Below are 20,810 nucleotides of genomic sequence, written 5' to 3'. Positions count from 1 at the left end.
AGAAAAATATCATTTTAATACAAAACGGAATAATTACGTTTTAGTTTGCGAACTTAGTATAATACATCTTTAATAAAGTTGCAATAAATAATAATCATTCCGATTTGTTTTTGTTATAAAGTTGTCAAATATAAGTGTATTATTTTTGCAAATGCATGCATATGTGACAACGCTGTTTTCATATATTGAAAAGGAGGTTAAAGAGGGGGGTGAGCGTTTGGGTTACTTAATGGAAGCTATTTTATTAATATTAGCGGTAGTATTGCCATTATCTTTTGTATTAATTTTTTTAAGAAGATTAATAAGTAATTTAGGGGACGCTACAACAATAACGAAATTACAAGAGAGAGATGAGAAAAAAGAGTAAGTAAAACACTATGCGTACGCATAGTGTTTTACTTGTGGTAAAATAAGATCAGGAAACTCCTAAAGGTTGTATTTTACTGAAGGAGAGAAAAGTAAAATAAGAGGTATATGCATATATGAATAAGCGAACAGCGTTAATACTTGGTGCAAGTGGTTTAGTTGGACAAGAGATAACGCGTCTATTACTTGAATCAGATTACTATGATTCGGTTACTATTTTTGTAAGAGATCCAATGCAATGGCAACATGAAAAGTTACAGCAGAAACAAGTTGATTTTTCGGTATTAGAGGAATATAAAGAGTTCTTTGCTGTGGATGATGTTTTTAGTTGCTTAGGAACAACAATAAAAAAAGCAAAAACAAAAGCAAATTTTAAAAAAGTAGATTATGAATATACGTTACGAGCTGCTTGTTTAGCTGAAAAACAAGGGGTACAAAATTTCCTTGTTGTGTCTTCTATGGGAGCGAATCCTAAATCATTTTTCTTTTATTCACAAGTGAAAGGAAAAATGGAAGAAGAATTGCAAAAGTTAGTGATCGGTGGTATTCACATTTTTAGACCATCATTATTAGTAGGAAATCGACAAGAATTTCGTTTCGGTGAACGAATGGCTGAAAAGTTATCTCGTATTATTCCTTTTATCTTTAAAGGGGCTTTCAAAAAGTATAAACCAATTTCAGCTAAAGATGTGGCGAAAGGGATGTATATAACCGCGCTGCGAGAAGAATCGGGTATCCATACTTATAATTCAAATGAAATTACAACGATAGAATAAATAAAGCCGAGAAGAATGACTTCTCGGTTTTATTTATTCGTATGAATTTTTCCTGGTGCTCGCTTATATTGGTGAGGTTCTTGCAATTCAAAGCCAAGTTCATTGGCTGCTATTCTCGGGAAGTACGGGTTGCGAAGTAACTCACGTCCGATGAAAATTAAATCTGCTTCGTTATCATTTAAAATTTGCTCTGCTTGAGATCCAGTCGTAATCAATCCAACTGCACCAGTTGCAATCTTAGTATACTCTTTAATATGTTTGGCGTATTGTACTTGGTAACCAGGATACACATCAATATGTGCTGGTACAACTGCACCAGAACTACAATCGATTAAATCTATTCCCTGTTCTTTCATCCACTTTGTATACTGAACATAATCTTGAACTGTTAGTCCGTCAGGGTGATAATCATTTGCTGAAATACGAACGAATATTGGTCCGTCCCAAACTTTATTTACAGAGTCGATGATTTCGCGTAAGAAGCGATAGCGGTTTTCAGGTGAGCCGCCGTATTCATCCGTTCGTTTATTAGTAAGTGGTGATAGGAATTCATTGATAAGGTAACCGTGAGCGCCATGTAGTTCGATAACATCAAATCCGGCTTGTTTTGAACGTAACGCGGCCCTCTGAAAAGCTAATATAGTCTCTTTGATTTGCTGTATATTCATTTCTACTGGTATTTTCATCGTATCACTAAAAGGAATTGCAGAAGGAGCGAAAGCATTCGTACCTAATTCAGCTTTTCTTCCGGCGTGAGCGAGTTGAATGGCAGCTTTTGCACCGTTATCATGTATAAAAGTAGTCGTTTTATGTAAGCCTTCAATTAGGTTGTCATCCCAAATGCCTAAGTCTTTGTTAGAAATTCGTCCTTCAGCTAAAACGGCAGTTGCTTCAACCATAACTAAACCTACTTGGCCAGCAGCGCGAGTTCCATAATGAATGAGATGGAAATTCGTAACGCGGCCATCTTCATTCCCCGATGAATACATACACATAGGCGACATAACGATACGATTTTTTAGTGTAACGTTCTTAATTGTATAAGGTGAAAAAAGCTTGGAATTCATCAAATAGCCTCCTTGATTGAATTTTCTTATATTTTACCATTCTCTTTTTTGTTTCTCTAATAAAACGCTTATACGAAAAATTTTGTTTATTCGTGTTACAATGACTAATATGAACTGAATTGGAGGATGACATATGTACCAGGCTTATTATGAAAGCGAAGTAGGTTTGCTAGAAATTACAGCAAATCAAGAAGGCATTACGTCTGTTATATTTGTTGATGAACGACAAGAAGAGAATAAAAATGAAATGATAGAACAATGTATAAATGAGTTAGATGAATATTTTAAAGGGAAAAGAAAAGAGTTTACGGTCCCGCTGTCTGCGGAGGGAACCGCATTTCAAAAAAATGTATGGGATGCTCTTTATACTATTCCGTACGGCGTAAGTGCTTCATATTTAGATATTGCAGAGAAGGTTGGAAATACAAAAGCTGTACGGGCAATAGGAGGGGCAAATAGTCGGAATCCAATTTCAATAATCGTTCCATGTCACCGTGTAATAGGAAAGAGTGGAAAGCTTGTTGGATATGCGGGTGGTTTATGGAGGAAAGAGTGGTTATTAAAACACGAAGGTATTTTGAAATGACGTATGTATGGGAAGAGGGATTGTTTTGAAATGTATAAATTGTGGGCAACCTTGCGAGGAGGAACAGTTAAATTGTGCAAGTTGTCAGCGAAACTTGGATAATGAACAAGATGAAGGCAGCTCGTTAATAGATAAAGAACTAGAAGTATATGTAGGGAGACAATATCCGTATTACAAAAGGAAATGGGAGCTTGAGAATAAGCGGATTGCTAGGTGGAGCTGGAATGGTTGGGCTGCTATTTTCAATATAGGCTGGCTAGGATATCGTAAGTATTATGTACCAGCTGCTTTATTTATGTTGTTATTAGTAGCGTGTGATGCATTTTCGTATTATATGGGATTTAATGTAGCGTTGCCAATCATTAATATGGTACCTCTTACGTTTTTATTACTCATTTTTATTCTGTTTGGAATGGGGATTTTTGCAAATGGATTATACTATCAATTTGCGGAAAGACGTATATACCGAATAAAAGCAAGAGAAATAAAAGATAAATCAGTTGAAAACTATCTAATCAATGATAGCGGCGGAACGAGCAAAATGGGAGCGACAATTGTTACTATTTTAGCAGTTGCTAGCATATTTTTTAGTCATTTCTTTTTTCCGACTGATCGAGACGTTATTCAAAAGGTTCGTACAAGCTCGCTTTATGAATATCCTTTCTTTTCAATAGGTGAATCTTTCGAAAATTATTTTCAAAATTCAGGTTGGATATATTATCGTGGAACGGAAGGGTTAGAATTAGTAGAATTCCAAGGATATAACGCCGGAACGCCAAGACAAAAGGTGAAGATTCAATTTGTTGTCGATTATAAATTAGGTGAAGTGGAACCATACTCACTTATGGTTAATGGTGAATCTAAAACTGAAGAAGAGTTTTTGAAGCTGATGGAAGAAATATTTAAAGTTCAAAATCCATTTGATATAGAGGATGGATTACAAGTAAATGCTATTCAAGGAAGCGACTGGAAAGAAATTTCCGATCGCTTTTTTCTATGTTTGTTAAAATAAATATTTAAAATAATCAGAATCTTTTGTATAATAAAATATATTATATAGGATTTAACTTATACATATAGATTGGGGGAAGGAAGAATGAAGAGAAAGACAACAACAATTGCTGCACTTGCGTTAACGACGAGTGTATTGGTTGCAGGATGTGGGAATGGTGAGAAGGCTTCGACAACGAAGAAAGAATCGAATAAGGGAATGGCCGATAAACAAGTTTTAAATTTGCTAGAAACAGCTGAAATTCCTTCAATGGATACATCTAAATCAACGGATTCTGTATCTTTCCGTGTATTTGTAAATGCAATGGAAGGTTTATATCGTCTAGATAAAGATAATAAACCAACACCAGGTATGGCAAAAGATGTGAAGATTAGTGAAGATAAAAAGACATATACATTTGAATTACGTGATGCGAAATGGTCAAATGGTGATCCAGTTCGAGCACAAGATTTTGTATATGCATGGCAACGTACATTAGATAAAGCAATAGCGGCAGAATATGCATTCATTTTATTTGATGTGAAAAATGCACAGAAAGTAAATAAAGGTGAATTACCAGCAGATCAATTGGGTGTTAAAGCGAAGGATGATAAAACGTTGGTAGTAGAATTAGAGCAACCAGCACCTTATTTTCTTGAGCTTACGTCGTTCCCTACATTTTTCCCATTAAATGAAAAATATGTGAAAGAGCAAGGAGATAAATATGGATTAGAAGCAGATAAATTATTATATAATGGACCATTTACAATGAGTCAATGGAAACATGAACAAAATTATCAGTTAAAGAAAAATCCTAATTATTGGGATAAAGATACTGTAAAGTTAGACGAAATTAATGTAAGTATTGTGAAGGAAACAAGCACGGGAGTAAATTTATATGATAGTGATCAAGCAGATCGAGTTATTTTAACTTCTGAATTTGTTGATAAATATAAAAAGAATAAACCAGATGAATTTAAAACGAAGTTAGATCCACGCATATATTTCTTGCGTTTTAACCAAAAAAATGCAACATTTAAAAACCAAAAAGTACGTGAAGCAATTGATTTGGCATATGATAAAAAAGGAATTGCTGATGTCATTTTAAATGACGGTTCATTGCCAGCATATTTCTTAGTACCTGAAAAATTCACGACAGGTCCGGATGGAAAAGACTTCCGCTCTGTAAATAAAAACTTCCGTGATAGTAAAGATAATGCAGAGAAAGCAAAAAAATTATGGGAAGAAGCGAAGAAAGAGCTTGGTCAAGATACAATTACGGTTGAATTACTAAACGATGATAACGGTAGCCGTAAAAAAGTAGGCGACTTTATTAAAGAAGAACTAGAGAAAAACTTGCCTGGTATTAAAGTGAATTTGAAACAGCAACCATACAAGCAGAAGCTAGATTTAGAAAAGAAATTCCAATATGAATTCTCATTATCTGCATGGAGCCCTGATTATCCGGATCCAATGACTTATATTGATATGTTTGTTACTGGAAGCTCATTTAATGAAATGGATTATTCTAATCCGAAGTATGATGATTTAGTAGCGAAATCAAAAGGAGAGCTATTAAAAGATGATAAAGCACGCTGGAATGCACTTGCGGAAGCTGAAAAAATCTTAATTGGTCAAGACGCAGCAATTTCTCCTACGTACCAACAAAGTACAGCTTATTTAGAGAAGCCGTTTGTAAAAGGCATTGCTAACCATACGTTTGGCGGGGACTTCAGTTATAAATGGGCATATGTTACAAAAAAATAGTACAATAAAAGGTGAGTGAATTTTCGCTCATCTTTTATTTGTATAAGGAGGAATTATAGTTGTTAAGGGGAATCAATCATATTTGTTTTTCGGTATCTAATTTAGAAAACTCTATTATGTTTTATGAAAAAGTATTAGAAGGAGAATTATTAGTTAAAGGGAGGAAATTGGCGTATTTTAACATATGTGGAGTATGGATAGCGCTTAATGAAGAGACACATATTCCGAGAAATGAGATTCATCAATCTTATACGCACATTGCATTTTCTGTTGAACAAGAAGACTTTGAATATCTAATACAGCGATTAGAAGAAAATGATGTTCATATTTTAAAAGGAAGAGAACGTGATGTCAGAGATTGCGAATCTATATACTTTGTTGATCCTGACGGTCATAAATTTGAGTTTCACTCAGGGACACTGCAAGATCGTTTAAATTATTATAGAGATGAGAAACCTCATATGACATTTTATTAGGGAGGGATAGCATTTGCATGCACTTGTAATTGGTGGGACAGGAATGCTAAAGAGAGTTTCTATGTGGCTTTGTGAGCAAGGGTTTCATGTTTCTATTATCGGGCGAGATGAAGTGAAATTAGAAAATGTTAAGCGGATGAGTTCTACACTAGAAAATATTACATGCCTTTCGTTAGATTATCATAATGATGAAGATGTAAAGCTAGCTATTAAAAGTACAGTTGAGAAAAATGGCCCGATCACATTAGCTGTTGCATGGGTACACTCAAGTGCAAAGCATGCACTATCAAATATTTGTAAAGAACTAGATTTATCGTCTAAAACATATAGTTTATTTCATATTTTAGGTAGTAAAGCATCACGTATGACTGCACAAAAAATAGGGAGTACGCGATGTAGTTATCATAGAATTATTTTAGGTTTTATTTTAGAAGATACATATGGAAGATGGCTTACTCATGAAGAGATAGCTGATGGAGTTATAAAAGGGATTGAAAGTAAACGAACGGAGTGGATTGTAGGGAGAGTTGAACCGTGGGAATTACGACCAACATGGTGAGGGGGAGTAAGAAATGAAAACAACTATATATGTAACAAGGCATGGTGAAACAGAGTGGAATGTAGTGAAGCGAATGCAAGGACGGAAAAATTCTGCTTTAACTGAAAATGGTATAGTTCAGGCGAAACAATTAGGGAATCGAATGAAAGATTTACCAATCCATGCGATCTATAGTAGTCCGAGCGAAAGAACACTTCATACGGCAGAGTTAATAAAGGGGGAACGTGATATACCCATTATAGCGGATGAGCATTTCTATGAAATCAACATGGGTATATGGGAAGGACAAACAATCGCGGATATAGAAAAGCAATTTCCAGAAGAAGTACATCTGTTTTGGAATGAGCCACATCTTTTTCAGTCAACATCAGGCGAAAATTTTGAGGCCGTTTATGAAAGAGTAATTGAAGGGATGCAGCTTCTTTTAGAGAAGCATAAGGGACAAAGCATATTGATTGTTTCTCATGCGGCAGCAGCAAAATTACTTGTAGGGCATTTCGCGGGAATTGAAATAGAAAATGTGTGGGATGATCCATTTATGCATAGTGCTAGTTTGAGCATAATAGAATTTGAAGAGGGTATTGGTAAAGTGAAACAATTTGCAGATATAAGTCACTTTCAATAAATGTAAAAAAGGCCGCAAAACGGCCTTTTTTTGGTGGTATAAAAACTAGCAGTTACGTTTTTTATACCAGAAGTGATCAAATTTCTTATTTTTGCAAGATGGGAATTTATGTCCGCCTTTGCAATCATTCCATTTGTGCCCATCATCGTGACAGTCTTTACCATGATCACATGAATCATCGCAAGAGCCGCCGTGTCCGTGAGGGAAGAATTCGCATTTTTTACAGTAACATCGTTTAGTCCAGTAAAATTTCTTTTCAAAACGTACACATTTTGTAACGAAAGTACAATGTTTTCTACGCGTACGTTTTGTAACTAAAACGCATTCTTTTCTACGTGTTACTTTCGTAACGAACGTCCATTTTTGAACGCGTACACGAGTACATTTCGTAACAAATGTCCACTTTTTAACGTGAGTACATTTTGTAACAAATGTACAATGTTTCACACGAGTACATCTTGTTCTTGGGCATTTACAATCGTCGCTACACTCAATTTTTGAAGAGCAATCGTCATCACATTCGAATGTGCTTGGATCTTGGTGTAAGAAATCCTCCATCCCAGCACTTTTGATTTCTTCAACAGCTTTTCTAATATCACGTTTCATAGAAATCCTCCTTATCATGTATTAAGTTGAAAAGGTATTCTTTTTCCTTAACATGATATGAGAGATGACGTCTTTCTGAACAGGACAAGAGTGTAATTTTCTATAAATAGATGATAGCGGATGTATGGACAAGACAAGGCGCATACATTGAATGAAGAGAACTGAGAAGGGATGAGAAAATATGTTACCTTCATATGATTTTTTTGTTCATCCAATGTACTTAGTGGAATTGAAAAAAGACATTTGGTCAGATAGTCCAGTGCCAGCAAAATTAACTTATGGAAAAAAGAAATATGACATTGATATCGTATACCGAGGAGCTCATATTCGTGAGTTTGAGAAAAAATCTTATCATGTTATGTTTTATAAACCAAAAAAATTTCAAGGTGCGAAAGAGTTTCATTTGAATTCTGAGTTTATGGATCCGTCTCTCATACGAAATAAACTATCGCTAGACTTTTTTCATAACATTGGTGTACTTTCGCCAAAATCACAACATGTATTTATAAAAATTAATGGTCAAATTCAAGGTGTGTATTTACAGTTAGAATCGGTTGATGAAAACTTTTTGAAAAATAGAGGATTACCGAGTGGTTCTATTTATTATGCGATAGATGATGATGCGAATTTTTCATTAATGAGTGAACGAGATAAAGATGTTAAGACGGAGCTCTTTGCGGGTTATGAATTTAAATATTCGAATGAAAATAGTGAAGAACAACTGAGTGAATTTGTATTTCAAGCGAATACTTTGACGAGGGAAGCCTATGAAAAAGAGATTGGGAAGTTTCTACATGTAGATAAATATTTACGATGGTTAGCAGGAGTTATTTTTACGCAAAACTTTGATGGTTTTGTCCATAACTATGCACTATATCATAACGATGAAACAAATTTATTTGAAGTTATACCGTGGGATTATGATGCGACTTGGGGGCGAGATGTACAAGGGAGACCGCTTAATCATGAATATATCCGCATTCAAGGGTATAACACGCTAAGTGCAAGATTGTTAGACATACCTGTGTTTAGAAAGCAGTATCGAAGTATTTTAGAAGAAATATTAGAAGACCAATTTACAGTTTCGTTTATGAGGCCGAAAGTAGAAGGATTGTGTGAATTGATTCGTCCATATTTACTACAAGATCCATATATGAAAGAAAAATTAGAAACATTTGATCAAGAGGCTGATATGATTTATGAATATATAAATAAAAGAAGAAAATATATACAAGACCACTTATATGAATTGGATTAATTTTGAAAGAGATTGAAACGTTATCAATCTCTTTTTTTTGTATAATAAAGATGTATCAATAAAAGTGAAGTAATATATTTGAAAGAGAATGGGGATGCGGATATATGACGATTAAATGGATTGATTGGGTAAAACAAATACAATCTATAACCCAAGCAGGTTTAACGTATTCTAAGGATGTGTACGATATAGAACGCTTCCAACAATTACGAGACATTTCGATTTCGATGATGTCACATTACACAAAAACTGATTGGGAAGTTGTAGAGAAATTATTTGCAAGTGAGACAGGCTATCAAACACCTAAAGTTGATATAAGAGCAGTTGTTTTTCAAAATGAAAAGTTATTATTTGTGAAAGAAAAAAGCGATGGGAAATGGGCATTGCCAGGTGGATGGGCTGATGTCGGTTATACGCCAACCGAAGTTGCAGCAAAAGAGGTTGTCGAAGAGACGGGTTATGAGGTAGATCATTTTAAGTTACTAGCTATATTTGATAAAGAAAAACATCAACCATCTCCATCGGCGACGCATGTATATAAGATTTTCATTGGATGCGAGATTATTGGTGGAGAAAAGAAAACTAGCATTGAAACAGAAGAGGTGGAGTTTTTTGGTGAAAATGAATTGCCTAATTTATCAATTGCTAGAAATACAGAAGACCAAATTAAAGAGATGTTTGCCTACATGAAAGACCCGCAGAAAGAGAAATTAATAGATTAATCCTGCTTGAATTGTACATATTGTTAAAATGAAGATATTGGCAGATTGCAGCCTTTATGTAATAATGGGATGGTATGTGAAGAAAAAAGGAGATAAAAAAGAACATGTTAGCAAACATAATAGATCAGTTATTGCAATTTTTTGCAAGCTTAGGTTACTTTGGAGTAGCTCTTGCTTTAATGATTGAAGTAATCCCAAGTGAAATTGTACTTTCGTATGCTGGCTTTTTAGTAGCGGATGGTAAAATTAGTTTTGTGGGTGCAGTTATCGCCGGAACGATTGGTGGTACTTTAGCCCAAATCTTTTTATACTGGCTTGGATACTACGGAGGGCGTCCGGTTGTAGAGAAATATGGGAAATATCTGCTTATTAATAAACACCATTTAGACATAGCGGAAGGTTGGTTTAAGCGTTATGGAGCTGGCGTAATATTTTCTGCGCGCTTTATCCCAGTAGTACGTCATGCAATCTCTATTCCAGCAGGACTAGCTAAGATGCCATTAAAACTATTTACGCTTTATACGGTTGTAGCGATCATTCCATGGTCAATTCTATTTATATACTTAGGTGAAAAACTTGGTGGGAATTGGCGACAAATTAAAGAGTATGCATCTGATTACACACATTACATAATTATAGGAGCTGTTCTTTTTATTGCTCTATACTTCGGTTTAAAATATTTGAAAAAGAAAAAAACAACACGCTAAAGTCAATGATAATTCATTGGCTTTTTTTATTTGTTTCGGTTCGGTTCTAAAAAAAAAGAGTTGTCCATAATGTATAATAATAAAGCGTAGCGGAGGAATGTGATGAAAGGGTCACCGTTTATACGTGGAACGATATTTTTAACGATGGCAACGATGATATCAAAAATGTTAGGGTTTATATATGTTATACCATTTACAGCAATGGTCGGTACGAGTGGGTACGTTTTATATACGTATGCATATCGCCCCTATACAATTATGCTCAGCATTGCGACAATGGGATTACCACTTGCAGTTTCAAAAATGGTATCAAAATATGATCAACTGAATGATTATCATACGGTTAAGAGAGTGTTGAAAAGTGGAATCGTGTTTATGTTTATAATGGGAGTCATTTCGTGTTTTACGTTATATATGCTAGCTCCGCATTTAGCTAAGCTTGTCATCGATGGAAATGATCAAACGGGGAATAGTGTAGGAGCGGTTACTACTAATATTCGAATTGTAAGTTTTGCGTTAATACTTGTGCCAGTAATGAGTTTATTAAGGGGCTTCTTTCAAGGATTCCAATCGATGGGGCCTTCTGCATTAAGTGTAGTTGTAGAGCAATTTTTTCGGGTTTTAACCATTTTAATAGGAAGCTTTGTCGTTTTATATGTTTTAAAAGCGTCTGTTTCATTAGCGGTTGGTATTTCAACGTTCGGTGCATTTATGGGAGCTGTAGGTGGATTAACTGTTTTAAGTGCATATTATATAAGAAGGAGAAGGCACTTAAAGAAAAAAGAGATGGCAAGTATACCACAAACAACAAAATCCTTTTTCTCATTGTATAAGGAGCTCTTTACATATTCTATTCCTTTTGTTGTGGTGGGCTTAGCAATTCCGTTGTATCAGACTATTGATACATTTACAATTAATAAACTACTTATACAAATAGGGTATATGCAAGGAGAAGCGGAAAAAATTAATGCGATAATTGGTCTTGTTCAAATGGTTGTGCTCATCCCGGTATCCGTTGCGACAGCTTTTAGTATGTCTCTCGTACCAGAGATGACGAAAGCTTACACAGCAGGAAATACGAAGCTATTGTACAAACATTTTACGAGAACAAATGTATTAGTAGTAGCGATTACGGTGCCGGCTGCAATTGGAATGATTGTGTTAGCCAAGCCTGTATATACTCTTTTATTCGGTGCTGGAAATGATCCAGAGATGGGGAGAATCATTTTACAGTATTATGCTCCTGCTTGCATACTATTTTCTCTTTTTACAGTAACGGCTGCTATGCTACAAGGAATCAATCAACAGCAGAAGACGGTGCTAGGACTAGTGATTGGAATTATTGTGAAAATAGTTTTAAATATTGTATTGCTTCCGTATTTCGATTATGTAAGTTTTATTATTTCAACATACGCGGGCTATACGATTTCAGTTGGGTTTAACTTGTGGATGCTTTCTAAATATGTTATAAAGGCAACATAAGCTTTTAAGGCAGAGAGCACTCTGTCTTTTTCTATGTTTATAATATTTTTCTTATAAAAACGTTTTCAAAATAATTTTTCTATTGAAATTTAAACGTATGTTTCATATGCTGAGAATGGCGGTTTAAAAACTGTGATTTAAGAGAGGTAGATTCCTACATGTAAAAAGAATCGGGGTGATAGTATGTTAAATATATATTTAACAGACCGAAACGGAAAACTACAAGAGATTGAGGAAATGCAAAAGGGGTGCTGGATTAATGTACTTCATCCAACAGAAGAAGAAATTCAATATCTAGTACAAACTTTAAATGTAGACTTAGATTTCATTAAAGACCCTTTGGATGATGAAGAACGCTCTCGTATTGAAAAGGAAGACAATAATACTTTAATTATCGTGGATATTCCGACAGTTAGACATGACGAAGAAGGAAATTCGATTTATGACACGATTCCAATAGGTATGATTGTGATGCCAGATTGCTTTGTGACAATTTGTTTAGAAGAAAACCCAATTTTTGAACGTTTTATTAATCAACGTATTAAAGAATTTTATACGTTTAAGAAGACGCGCTTTGCACTTCAGCTCTTATATACGATTTCTACTTATTATTTAAGATACTTAAAGCAAATAAATCGAAAAACAATTGATTTAGAGCATCAATTAAATCAGTCAATGAAAAATAAAGAGATTTTCACATTATTAGGCCTTGAGAAAAGTTTAGTATACTTTACAACGTCATTAAAGGCTAATAAAATTGTGATTCAAAAGTTAATGCGTAATAGTACATTTTTAAAAATGTATGAAGACGATCAAGATTTATTAGAAGATGTATTAATTGAAAATAAACAGGCTATTGAAATGGCGGAAATATATAGTCACATTTTAAGTGGAATGATGAATACTTTTAGCTCCGTTATATCAAATAATTTAAATAGTGTTATGAAACTGTTAACGTCAATTACGATCATTTTATCTTTACCGACGATGGTTTCTAGTTTCTTTGGAATGAACGTAAAGGTTCCGTTTGAAGGGGAAGCCCACGGTTTTGTAATTGTACTCATCATATGTGTAACACTATCTTTCACGTTAGCTTTTGTTTTTTGGAAGAAACGTTACTTTTAACGATAAAAAAGCTGCTCTAGCATAGTTATATAACTACGCTAGAGCAGCTTTTTTGCTATGAAATCTCAAATTTTGAATAGAATATAACTTGTACAATGTAATGTATATAAAGGGTATGTATTCCATATAAACCTTGTCCAATTAATGAAATGGGGTTAAAATTACATATTGTTAATGAAAATTTGGAGGAAATACATCATGGAATTGTTTCAATTACCGAAAGCATTCCTGCAAATGAATACAATTTTTATCTCCATATTGATCGAAGCACTTCCTTTCGTGCTCATTGGTGTATTTATTTCAGGATTCATTCAAATGTTCGTGACAGAAGATATGGTAGCAAAATGGATGCCGAAAAACCGATTTCTGTCTGTTTTAGTAGCTACTTTTTTAGGGATGTTGTTTCCAGGTTGTGAATGTGGAATTGTTCCGATTGTAAGACGATTAATCGGAAAAGGGGTTCCGCCATATGCGGGGATTGCATTTATGTTAACTGGGCCAATTATTAATCCAGTTGTTTTATTTGCAACATACGTTGCCTTTGGAAGTAGTATGCACATGGTATGGTATCGTTCTATTGTAGCGATTATCGTAGCAATTATCGTTGGAATTATATTATCATTTATGTTTAGAGAACATCAATTAAGAGATGATCACTTCCCAGAAGTGAATCATAAGCGTCCATTACGTAAAAAAATGTGGGATGTATGTACGCATGCTGTTGAGGAATTTTTCTCGATGGGAAAATATTTAGTATTAGGTGCGTTAATTGCAGCTGCAGTTCAAACGTTCGTACAAACTTCAACACTTCTTGCTATAGGACAAGGGCCGTTCTCTTCACCAGCTGTTATGATGGGACTTGCTTACATATTATCACTTTGTTCAGAAGCGGATGCGTTTATTGCTTCATCATTCCAAAGTACATTTTCAACAGCATCACTTGTCGCGTTCCTTGTTTACGGACCGATGGTGGATATTAAAAATATGTTTATGATGCTTGCGACATTTAAAACGAAATTTGTAATTGTCGTTACAGTTACAGTTACACTTGTTGTTTATGCAAGCTCACTACTCATTTATGCGATGGGGTGGTAGGTTATGTTTCGAGCGTATATATTATTAGGTTTTACAATATTAATTGCGCAGCTTCATATTTCGGGTAACATTACGAAGTATATCAATATGAAGTATGCTTATTTATCAACAACAGCAGCAATTATTTTAGGTTTCTTAACGATTGTACAAATTATCGTCGTTTTCCAAAAAGAGCACCAAAAGGAAAAAGAGAAAAATGATTGCAGTTGTGACCATAGCCATTGCGGGCATGATCATTCAAAAGATGAGAATACATGGTGGAAAAAAGCATTTTCGTACTCATTGTTTTGTTTTCCGATTATCTCAGGCTTATTTTTCCCGATTGCAACGTTAGATTCAGATATTGTTAAGGCGAAAGGATTTCATTTTCCTGTTGCACAAGCAGAAAGTAAGGATCCATTTATGACAAGACAATTTCTAAGACCTGATACGAGCATTTATTACGGGAAAGAAGGATACCGCGGTGTAATGGAAAAAGGGAAGAAAGAGTTTGTTACGAAAGACAATATTAATTTGAAAGATGAAGACTTCCTAAAGGGTATGGAAACAATTTACAATTATCCTGGCGAGTTTACTGGGAAAAAATTATCTTTTAAAGGGTTTGTTTTTAGAGATGATTCTTCTAAAAAAGAACAATACTTCTTATTCCGTTTCGGTATTATACATTGTGTAGCAGATTCTGGTGTGTATGGTATGTTAGTGAAAAAACCAGAAGGTGTAGAATGGAAAAATGATGATTGGATTCAAATAGAGGGAGAAATTTCTACTGAATTTTATCAGCCGTTTCATGCGAATATTCCTGTATTAGAAGTAACGAAATGGAATAAAGTTGAACAGCCGAAAGAACAATATGTATTTAGAGGGGCCGATTGATAAGATCGGTTCTTTTTTGTGGACTAAAAGTTCTGAATGTTGTTAATATTAAACGTGTAGTTCATTTCGTATAGTGATTATTGAAATATTAGGGATAAATCATTAAAGGGGTGATAACAATGACAGAAGTAAAGGGGAAAACAGCCAATGAGTCAAGGGTGTTCAAAACGAGCCGAGTATTCCCAACAGATTTAAATGATCATAACACGCTATTTGGTGGGAAGATATTAGCGGAGATGGATATGGTTGCTTCTATTTCAGCATCCAGACATTCGAGAAAGGAATGTGTCACAGCATCTATGGACTGGGTCGATTTCTTACATCCTGTTCGTTCTTCAGATTGTGTTAGTTATGAATCTTTCGTAATTTGGACGGGAAGAACTTCAATGGAAGTGTTTGTGAAGGTAGTGGCTGAAGATTTAATCTCAGGTGAGAAGCGTATAGCGGCAACGTCATTCGTTACTTTTGTGGCACTTAGTAAGGAAAATAATCCAGTTCCTGTACCGCGTGTTATCCCTGAAACAGAAGAAGAGAAAGAATTACATCGTATTGCTGTGTTACGTGCAGAACAGCGTCATATACGTAAGGCAGAGAGTAAGAAAGTAGCCACATTGTTAACCTTTTGAGATGAATATTTAGCCATTTAATTTACTATAGTAGGCGGAAATGGTTTTAAAATGAAAAGCGGACACCTAAAAATAGGTGTCCGCTTTTATAGTTTTTTCATCCACATATCATATGACAGTAGCTACTTAGCAGAAGCAAGCAGCACCGACGATGATTAAGAGGATAAATAATACGACTAGTAGCGCAAATCCATTACCATGTGCGAAGCCCATTGTTATTTCCTCCTTTTATTTTAAGATACAACATACAATATGCAAATGAGCTATTGTTTGATATGGACATATATCATGCAATGACATATTTTCTTGAATGATAATGTAATAAAAAAGGGAAGATATAGAAATAACAGTAAGTGGAGAAAGGAATTTATCCATGAAGCACTTTTTCGCTATAATTCTTTGTTTAATAGGTGTATTCATTTGGATGAACATCGATGTGGAAATGGGGAAGGAAATGGCTAGTGAATATGAATTAGGACAAGTTCGATTAGGTGAATTTCAACTATATACGAACGGTGAAGAGTTATATAGAAAATTATTTGACGATATAAACGATGCAGAAAAGTATATATATATCCATTTTTATATTGTAGGAAAAGATGAAATAAGCCAAGAGTTTTTACAGTTATTAGAGAAAAAAGCATCTAGCGGAGTAGAAGTGAAATTGTCAGTCGATCGGATAGGCGGATATAAGTTGAAGAAAAAGGTAATTAGCCGATTAAAGGAAAACGGTGTGAAGTTTACATTTAGTAAAAAACTGAAACTGAAAAATGTGTTCTATTCTTTGCATCAACGGAATCATAGACGCATTGTTACCATAGATGGAAAGATATCATACGTCGGTGGCTTTAATATCGGAAAGGAGTACCTTGGACAAGATCCGAAGTTTGGGCCATGGCGTGATTATCACGTGCGCATCCATGGTGATGGTGCAGCGGATATGGAAAGAAAGTTCGCCGAAGATTGGAAAGAAGATACAGGAGAAAAAATGCCTATACATGAAAGTATACCTACATTAGGGAATGTGAAATATCAATATTTATTTTCAAATGGAAAAGGCTTATGGGAAAAGTATGGGACACTTTTAAAAAAGGCTAAAAAGTCTTTAATTATCGCTACACCATATTTTGTACCAAGTAAAGAAATGGTGAAAGAGTTAAAAGCTGCATTAAATCGTGGTGTTAATGTAAAAATTCTCGTGCCATTTAAAAGTGATGCCATATTGTTAAAACAAGCTGCCTATCCATATTTGAAAGATATGTTACATGCTGGAGCGGAGATTTATCAATATCGAAATGGATTCTTTCATGGGAAAGTAACAATCATTGATGGAGAAATTGTTGATATTGGGACAGCGAATTTTGATAATAGAAGTTTTTATTTAAATTGCGAGTCTAACTGTATCATATATGATAAAACAGTTGTTGATGAAGTATGGAGTCGATTACAGGTAGACTTTCATAAATCAAAACGATTTTCTGAAGAAGATTTTGAGAAAATTAGTGGATGGGATTGGTTTTTAGCAAGAATAGCGAATGTTTTAGCATCATATTTATAGCATATGGACAAAAGAGAAGGGAGGCGCTTTAATGGACTGTATGAAAGAATTAATGAGATATAGTTATATGCTAATATACAAGGTTGGAGAGTATGCTGGAAAGGTCAGAGACGAAGAATTAAAAAATCTATTACAGCACCATTTACCATATATGTTACAAGCATATAATGAACAAGTAAATTTTCAAGAAGGAGAGAATGTGCAGCATATAACCTGTGAAACAACGGAGTTTGATTTGCATGAAATGGAAAAGGAGACAGTTAGTAAATATACAGGGGATATTCATATTGCAACCTGTTATATTGCGCACTTGAAACGATTAGCTTTAAAGTTTGCTCAAGTTGCAGTGGAAGTTGCTAATCCGGAGTTTCGCTCATTTTTGGAAAATTGTTTCTTGAAAATGAACCGTTACGCTTATAGTGTGTGGCAATATGTTATGAAGAAGGAATATAAGATTACACATCTATATGAAAATGAAAAGTTTGCATGAGAAACTAAGGCGGAATGGTATGCGCCTTAGTTTTTTTACGTCCATTGAGAGGGGAAAACTAGTTTTATTGTGTATCAATTGGAAATGAAATATATAAATTTAAATTAGGTTTTGTTATCAGAAAATTTACAAAAATTTACCGTATATTTACTGTTTTTCAATCTCTTCTTTAAAAATAGAGAGTAATATGAGGTTGTACATATTCTATCACAAGGGGGAAACGCAAATGAATAAATGGGTTAAATCATTAACTGCTATGGCACTTGCAAGTTCTTTATTAATGGTAGGTTGTAGTAAAGGTGAGGACAAGAAGAAAGAAGACGAAACAACAACACAACAAGAGGACAAAAAGGATAAAGAAACAAGCGGAACTGAGAAGTCTACGGATTCTAAAGAAAAGAAATAATGTAATAATAGAGCTTCCTCTTTTATATGAGGAAGCTTTTTTGTTGTAAATTGATTGAGATTATTGAAAAATAGAAAGAGAATGAAAGAGGGGGAAAACAAATGAAAGTATGTATATTGGGAGCAACAGGACGAGTAGGTTCAAATATAATTAATTTAGCATTAAAGGATTCAGCTGAAGTGACTGCATTAGCGCGTGATTTAAATAGAATAGAAATACAACATGAAAGGTTACGAGTTATAGAAGGTAATGTATTGAACGAAGAGGATATAAAGAAAGCGATAGAAGGAAGTGATATAGTAATTAGTGCACTTGGAACGGATCAAAATAGAACATTAGCGAAGAGTATGCCACAAATTATAAAGCAAATGGAAGAAGCAGGGGTTCATAAAATTATTACAGTAGGAACAGCCGGTATTTTACAAGCAAGAACAAATCCAAATTTATATCGTTTCCAATCAACGGAATCCAAAAGGAAAACGACAACAGCAGCAGAAGATCATTTGGCTGCATATAAGGTACTAAGTAATAGTAATAATTTATGTTGGACAGTTGTTTGTCCGACACATTTAATAGATGGTGAGGCGACAGAGGTATATCGAACTGAAAAAGATATATTGCCAGAAGGTGGATCAAAAATTACAGTGGGTGATACGGCACACTTTGCATGGGATCTATGTAAGAAAAACATATATGAAAATAGCCGAGTAGGTATTGCATATTAAAAAACCATCCCGAAGTCGGGATGGTTAAAAGATGATATAACATACGAAGATGATAATCATAATGATTTGGAGAATTGCTTTCGCTACTGTACTGCTTAAAAAACCAACTACAGTAGCGACTCCAACTAGAAAGGCATCTTTTGGCGCTTTTTTATGCACTAGTTCTGTTATAAATACTGATAAGAACGGTATGATAATAAGTCCGAATGGTGGGAAGAAAAACGATCCAACAATGATAGAAATCATTCCGACACGTTCGCCCCATTTAGAACTACCGTATTTTTTTAAGAAATATCCATTTGCAATAAAATCAGCAACGAAAATGAAAAGAGTGAAAATGACTTGAATAATCCAAAAAGAAGTTGTTAATTCTCCTCCATTTATACCGAAATGGTAAATCAAATATCCAGCCCAGACAGCTAGTATGCCAGGGATAATGGGATAAATAAAGGCGAGAAATGAAACAATGAAACAGGCAATGATACAAATTGTTAATAAAACAGTCACTTTATAGCTCCTTTTTAATATCTAGTTTATGTACAGCAACTTTTTTGACTTGATGTCCATCAAGTTCTAATACTTTAAATTGAAAACCAGCATATTCAATGGAATAGCCAGCTTCAATATTTAAGTCAACTGCTTGAGAGAGAATCCACCCTCCGATTGTATCTAAATCACTATCATCAATATGTAGGCCAAACATATCATTTACTTCAGAAATAAGTACCTTTCCATCTACAACAGTAAGCTTAGGTGTACGTTTTTCAATCATAGGTGGTTCATCCGCATCGAATTCATCTTGAATTTCTCCAATGATTTCTTCAAGAATATCTTCCATCGTTAAAAGTCCGGCAGTGCCACCATATTCATCCATAACGATTGCCATCTGAACGCGATTTTTTTGAAGGTGGACTAACGTTTTACGAATTGGAACTGTTTCAAATACAGTTAGAACAGGATGTATATAAGATTCAAGTGGTTTATAAATACCTTTCGTTTGATCATGGAATACTTCTTTCGTATTGATCATCCCAATGATATCATCTTTATCTTTTTCAATGATTGGATAGCGTGTATATTTCTCAGTAGCGACGATATCCATATTTTCTTCTAACGTATTTTCAGTAGATAAGCAAATCATTTCGGTACGAGGAACCATAATTTCTTTCGCAACTCGATCATCAAATTCAAAAATGTTATTTACATATTTATATTCGGTTTGGTTTATTTCACCGCTTTTAAAACTTTCACCTAAAATGAGTCGCAATTCCTCTTCAGAATGAGCAAGTTCATTTTCTTTCGCAGGTTCTAATCCGAGTAGTTTTGTGAAAAATATAGCTGCACTATTTAGTAGCCAAATGAATGGATACATAATTTTATCAAATAAAATAAGTGGTCTTGCAAATTTGAGTGTGATTGCTTCTGCTTTTTGAATTGCGAAAGACTTTGGAACTAACTCACCTAATACAACGTGGAAAAATGTAATAACACTAAAAGCAATAACAAAAGATAAAGTGTTAGCCATTGTTCCAGTAATATTAATTTTTTCAAAGAGCGGTCGTAGCATATGCTCCACAGTCGGTTCACCAAGCCAACCAAGCCCTAAAGAAGTGATCGTAATGCCGAGTTGACAAGCTGATAAATAAACATCTAAATTAGATAGGACACTTCTTGCAGCTAAAGCTTGTTTATTACCTTCATTTGCAAGTTGGTCAATTCGACTTTTACGTACTTTTACAACAGCGAATTCTGATGCGACGAAAAAGCCAGAAATAAGAATAAGTACAAATATGAGAAAAATATTTAATATGTCCAAGTGTGTTCTCTATTCCAAGGTTTGGAATAAAGATGTCACCTCCTGCAATTATGTTATACTTTTATAATAAATCCAAATGAAAAGAATAGTCAAAGGAAAAGGGTAAAT

At 34.4% G+C, this 20,810-nt stretch carries 25 protein-coding genes; 20 read left to right on the top strand and 5 right to left on the bottom strand.

Annotated features, from left to right (window positions below; genetic code table 11):
- Nucleotides 1-217 precede the first annotated feature (217 nt).
- Together MR160_RS09250 and MR160_RS09245 are read left to right on the top strand one after the other, a co-directional pair.
- The gene (locus MR160_RS09250; protein ID WP_000540932.1) at nucleotides 218-367 is read left to right on the top strand and encodes a hypothetical protein; all 150 of its coding nucleotides are present in this window, start codon (nucleotides 218-220) and stop codon (nucleotides 365-367) included.
- Between the two features lie 115 nt (nucleotides 368-482).
- Nucleotides 483-1,142: an oxidoreductase gene (locus MR160_RS09245; protein ID WP_001042730.1), complete on the top strand. Its 660-nt coding sequence runs from the start codon at nucleotides 483-485 to the stop codon at nucleotides 1,140-1,142.
- A 29-nt stretch (nucleotides 1,143-1,171) separates the two neighbouring features.
- Here the strand turns inward: MR160_RS09245 and namA are convergent, their stop codons facing one another.
- Nucleotides 1,172-2,209 (bottom strand): NADPH dehydrogenase NamA, encoded by a 1,038-nt coding sequence (gene namA, locus MR160_RS09240; protein ID WP_001086172.1) that lies wholly within the window; start codon nucleotides 2,207-2,209, stop codon nucleotides 1,172-1,174.
- A gap of 133 nt (nucleotides 2,210-2,342) precedes the next feature.
- On the opposite strand from namA, the gene MR160_RS09235 reads away from it, so the two are divergent.
- The 6 genes from MR160_RS09235 to MR160_RS09210 all read left to right on the top strand — a co-directional run bounded on the left by MR160_RS09235 (nucleotide 2,343) and on the right by MR160_RS09210 (nucleotide 7,213).
- Complete coding sequence (locus tag MR160_RS09235) at nucleotides 2,343-2,795, top strand: methylated-DNA--[protein]-cysteine S-methyltransferase (RefSeq protein WP_000283913.1); 453 nt, start codon at nucleotides 2,343-2,345, stop codon at nucleotides 2,793-2,795.
- Nucleotides 2,796-2,802: 7 nt separating this feature from the next.
- Nucleotides 2,803-3,807, top strand: a complete 1,005-nt coding sequence (locus tag MR160_RS09230) for a DUF2628 domain-containing protein (protein WP_017763053.1) — start codon at nucleotides 2,803-2,805, stop codon at nucleotides 3,805-3,807.
- 84 nt (nucleotides 3,808-3,891) lie between these two features.
- Nucleotides 3,892-5,553 (top strand): peptide ABC transporter substrate-binding protein, encoded by a 1,662-nt coding sequence (locus MR160_RS09225; protein ID WP_000824270.1) that lies wholly within the window; start codon nucleotides 3,892-3,894, stop codon nucleotides 5,551-5,553.
- A 59-nt stretch (nucleotides 5,554-5,612) separates the two neighbouring features.
- Nucleotides 5,613-6,029 (top strand): FosBx1 family fosfomycin resistance bacillithiol transferase, encoded by a 417-nt coding sequence (gene fosB, locus MR160_RS09220; protein ID WP_000943764.1) that lies wholly within the window; start codon nucleotides 5,613-5,615, stop codon nucleotides 6,027-6,029.
- Between the two features lie 13 nt (nucleotides 6,030-6,042).
- Nucleotides 6,043-6,588, top strand: coding sequence for a short-chain dehydrogenase (locus MR160_RS09215; RefSeq protein WP_242297243.1), 546 nt, complete (start codon nucleotides 6,043-6,045; stop codon nucleotides 6,586-6,588).
- 13 nt (nucleotides 6,589-6,601) lie between these two features.
- Entirely contained in the window at nucleotides 6,602-7,213 is a 612-nt protein-coding gene (locus MR160_RS09210; RefSeq protein WP_000858837.1) for a phosphoserine phosphatase 1, read from the top strand.
- A 45-nt stretch (nucleotides 7,214-7,258) separates the two neighbouring features.
- Here the strand turns inward: MR160_RS09210 and exsB are convergent, their stop codons facing one another.
- Nucleotides 7,259-7,819: an exosporium protein ExsB gene (gene exsB, locus MR160_RS09205; RefSeq protein ID WP_000817480.1), complete on the bottom strand. Its 561-nt coding sequence runs from the start codon at nucleotides 7,817-7,819 to the stop codon at nucleotides 7,259-7,261.
- Nucleotides 7,820-8,000: 181 nt separating this feature from the next.
- Between exsB and cotH the strand changes: the two genes are divergently transcribed.
- From cotH to MR160_RS09165, 8 genes are all read left to right on the top strand, one after another.
- Nucleotides 8,001-9,077, top strand: coding sequence for a spore coat protein CotH (gene cotH, locus MR160_RS09200; RefSeq protein ID WP_000938005.1), 1,077 nt, complete (start codon nucleotides 8,001-8,003; stop codon nucleotides 9,075-9,077).
- Nucleotides 9,078-9,181: 104 nt separating this feature from the next.
- Complete coding sequence (locus MR160_RS09195) at nucleotides 9,182-9,799, top strand: NUDIX hydrolase N-terminal domain-containing protein (protein ID WP_000153595.1); 618 nt, start codon at nucleotides 9,182-9,184, stop codon at nucleotides 9,797-9,799.
- Nucleotides 9,800-9,903: 104 nt separating this feature from the next.
- The gene (gene uptA / locus MR160_RS09190; RefSeq protein WP_000880690.1) at nucleotides 9,904-10,506 is read left to right on the top strand and encodes an undecaprenyl phosphate transporter UptA; all 603 of its coding nucleotides are present in this window, start codon (nucleotides 9,904-9,906) and stop codon (nucleotides 10,504-10,506) included.
- Between the two features lie 102 nt (nucleotides 10,507-10,608).
- Nucleotides 10,609-11,988 carry a putative polysaccharide biosynthesis protein gene (locus MR160_RS09185; RefSeq protein WP_000678844.1) on the top strand — a complete coding sequence of 460 codons (1,380 nt, stop codon included), beginning with the start codon at nucleotides 10,609-10,611 and terminating at the stop codon, nucleotides 11,986-11,988.
- Between the two features lie 183 nt (nucleotides 11,989-12,171).
- Nucleotides 12,172-13,113 (top strand): magnesium transporter CorA family protein, encoded by a 942-nt coding sequence (locus MR160_RS09180; RefSeq protein WP_000932389.1) that lies wholly within the window; start codon nucleotides 12,172-12,174, stop codon nucleotides 13,111-13,113.
- Nucleotides 13,114-13,311: 198 nt separating this feature from the next.
- Nucleotides 13,312-14,208: a permease gene (locus MR160_RS09175; protein ID WP_000418726.1), complete on the top strand. Its 897-nt coding sequence runs from the start codon at nucleotides 13,312-13,314 to the stop codon at nucleotides 14,206-14,208.
- 3 nt (nucleotides 14,209-14,211) lie between these two features.
- Nucleotides 14,212-15,081: a TIGR03943 family putative permease subunit gene (locus MR160_RS09170; protein WP_000488058.1), complete on the top strand. Its 870-nt coding sequence runs from the start codon at nucleotides 14,212-14,214 to the stop codon at nucleotides 15,079-15,081.
- A 119-nt stretch (nucleotides 15,082-15,200) separates the two neighbouring features.
- Complete coding sequence (locus tag MR160_RS09165; protein ID WP_000141164.1) at nucleotides 15,201-15,707, top strand: acyl-CoA thioesterase; 507 nt, start codon at nucleotides 15,201-15,203, stop codon at nucleotides 15,705-15,707.
- 126 nt (nucleotides 15,708-15,833) lie between these two features.
- On the opposite strand, the gene MR160_RS09160 is transcribed toward MR160_RS09165, so the two are convergent.
- Nucleotides 15,834-15,920, bottom strand: a complete 87-nt coding sequence (locus MR160_RS09160; protein ID WP_000505094.1) for a YjcZ family sporulation protein — start codon at nucleotides 15,918-15,920, stop codon at nucleotides 15,834-15,836.
- Nucleotides 15,921-16,080: 160 nt separating this feature from the next.
- Here MR160_RS09160 and cls point away from each other — a divergent pair, with 160 nt between their 5' ends.
- From cls to MR160_RS09140, 4 genes are all read left to right on the top strand, one after another.
- The gene (cls, locus tag MR160_RS09155; RefSeq protein WP_000680093.1) at nucleotides 16,081-17,265 is read left to right on the top strand and encodes a cardiolipin synthase; all 1,185 of its coding nucleotides are present in this window, start codon (nucleotides 16,081-16,083) and stop codon (nucleotides 17,263-17,265) included.
- A 31-nt stretch (nucleotides 17,266-17,296) separates the two neighbouring features.
- The gene (locus tag MR160_RS09150; RefSeq protein ID WP_000340541.1) at nucleotides 17,297-17,755 is read left to right on the top strand and encodes a spore coat protein; all 459 of its coding nucleotides are present in this window, start codon (nucleotides 17,297-17,299) and stop codon (nucleotides 17,753-17,755) included.
- A 226-nt stretch (nucleotides 17,756-17,981) separates the two neighbouring features.
- A complete protein-coding gene (locus tag MR160_RS09145) occupies nucleotides 17,982-18,161 on the top strand; it encodes a hypothetical protein (protein ID WP_001045962.1) in 180 nt (59 codons plus the stop codon).
- Nucleotides 18,162-18,262: 101 nt separating this feature from the next.
- Nucleotides 18,263-18,886 carry an NAD(P)-dependent oxidoreductase gene (locus MR160_RS09140; protein WP_000861641.1) on the top strand — a complete coding sequence of 208 codons (624 nt, stop codon included), beginning with the start codon at nucleotides 18,263-18,265 and terminating at the stop codon, nucleotides 18,884-18,886.
- A 24-nt stretch (nucleotides 18,887-18,910) separates the two neighbouring features.
- Here the strand turns inward: MR160_RS09140 and MR160_RS09135 are convergent, their stop codons facing one another.
- Together MR160_RS09135 and MR160_RS09130 are read right to left on the bottom strand one after the other, a co-directional pair.
- Nucleotides 18,911-19,393 carry a DUF456 domain-containing protein gene (locus tag MR160_RS09135; RefSeq protein ID WP_000217335.1) on the bottom strand — a complete coding sequence of 161 codons (483 nt, stop codon included), beginning with the start codon at nucleotides 19,391-19,393 and terminating at the stop codon, nucleotides 18,911-18,913.
- A 1-nt stretch (nucleotide 19,394) separates the two neighbouring features.
- Nucleotides 19,395-20,702 carry a hemolysin family protein gene (locus MR160_RS09130; RefSeq protein WP_000353743.1) on the bottom strand — a complete coding sequence of 436 codons (1,308 nt, stop codon included), beginning with the start codon at nucleotides 20,700-20,702 and terminating at the stop codon, nucleotides 19,395-19,397.
- Nucleotides 20,703-20,810 lie beyond the last annotated feature (108 nt).

The organism is Bacillus cereus group sp. BfR-BA-01382 (genome assembly GCF_022663475.1).
GTDB classification, from domain to species: Bacteria; Bacillota; Bacilli; order Bacillales; family Bacillaceae_G; genus Bacillus_A; species Bacillus_A thuringiensis_S.
The sequence above is the reverse complement of the archived record's forward strand: the minus strand, read 5'-3'. Positions and strand labels throughout refer to the sequence as shown.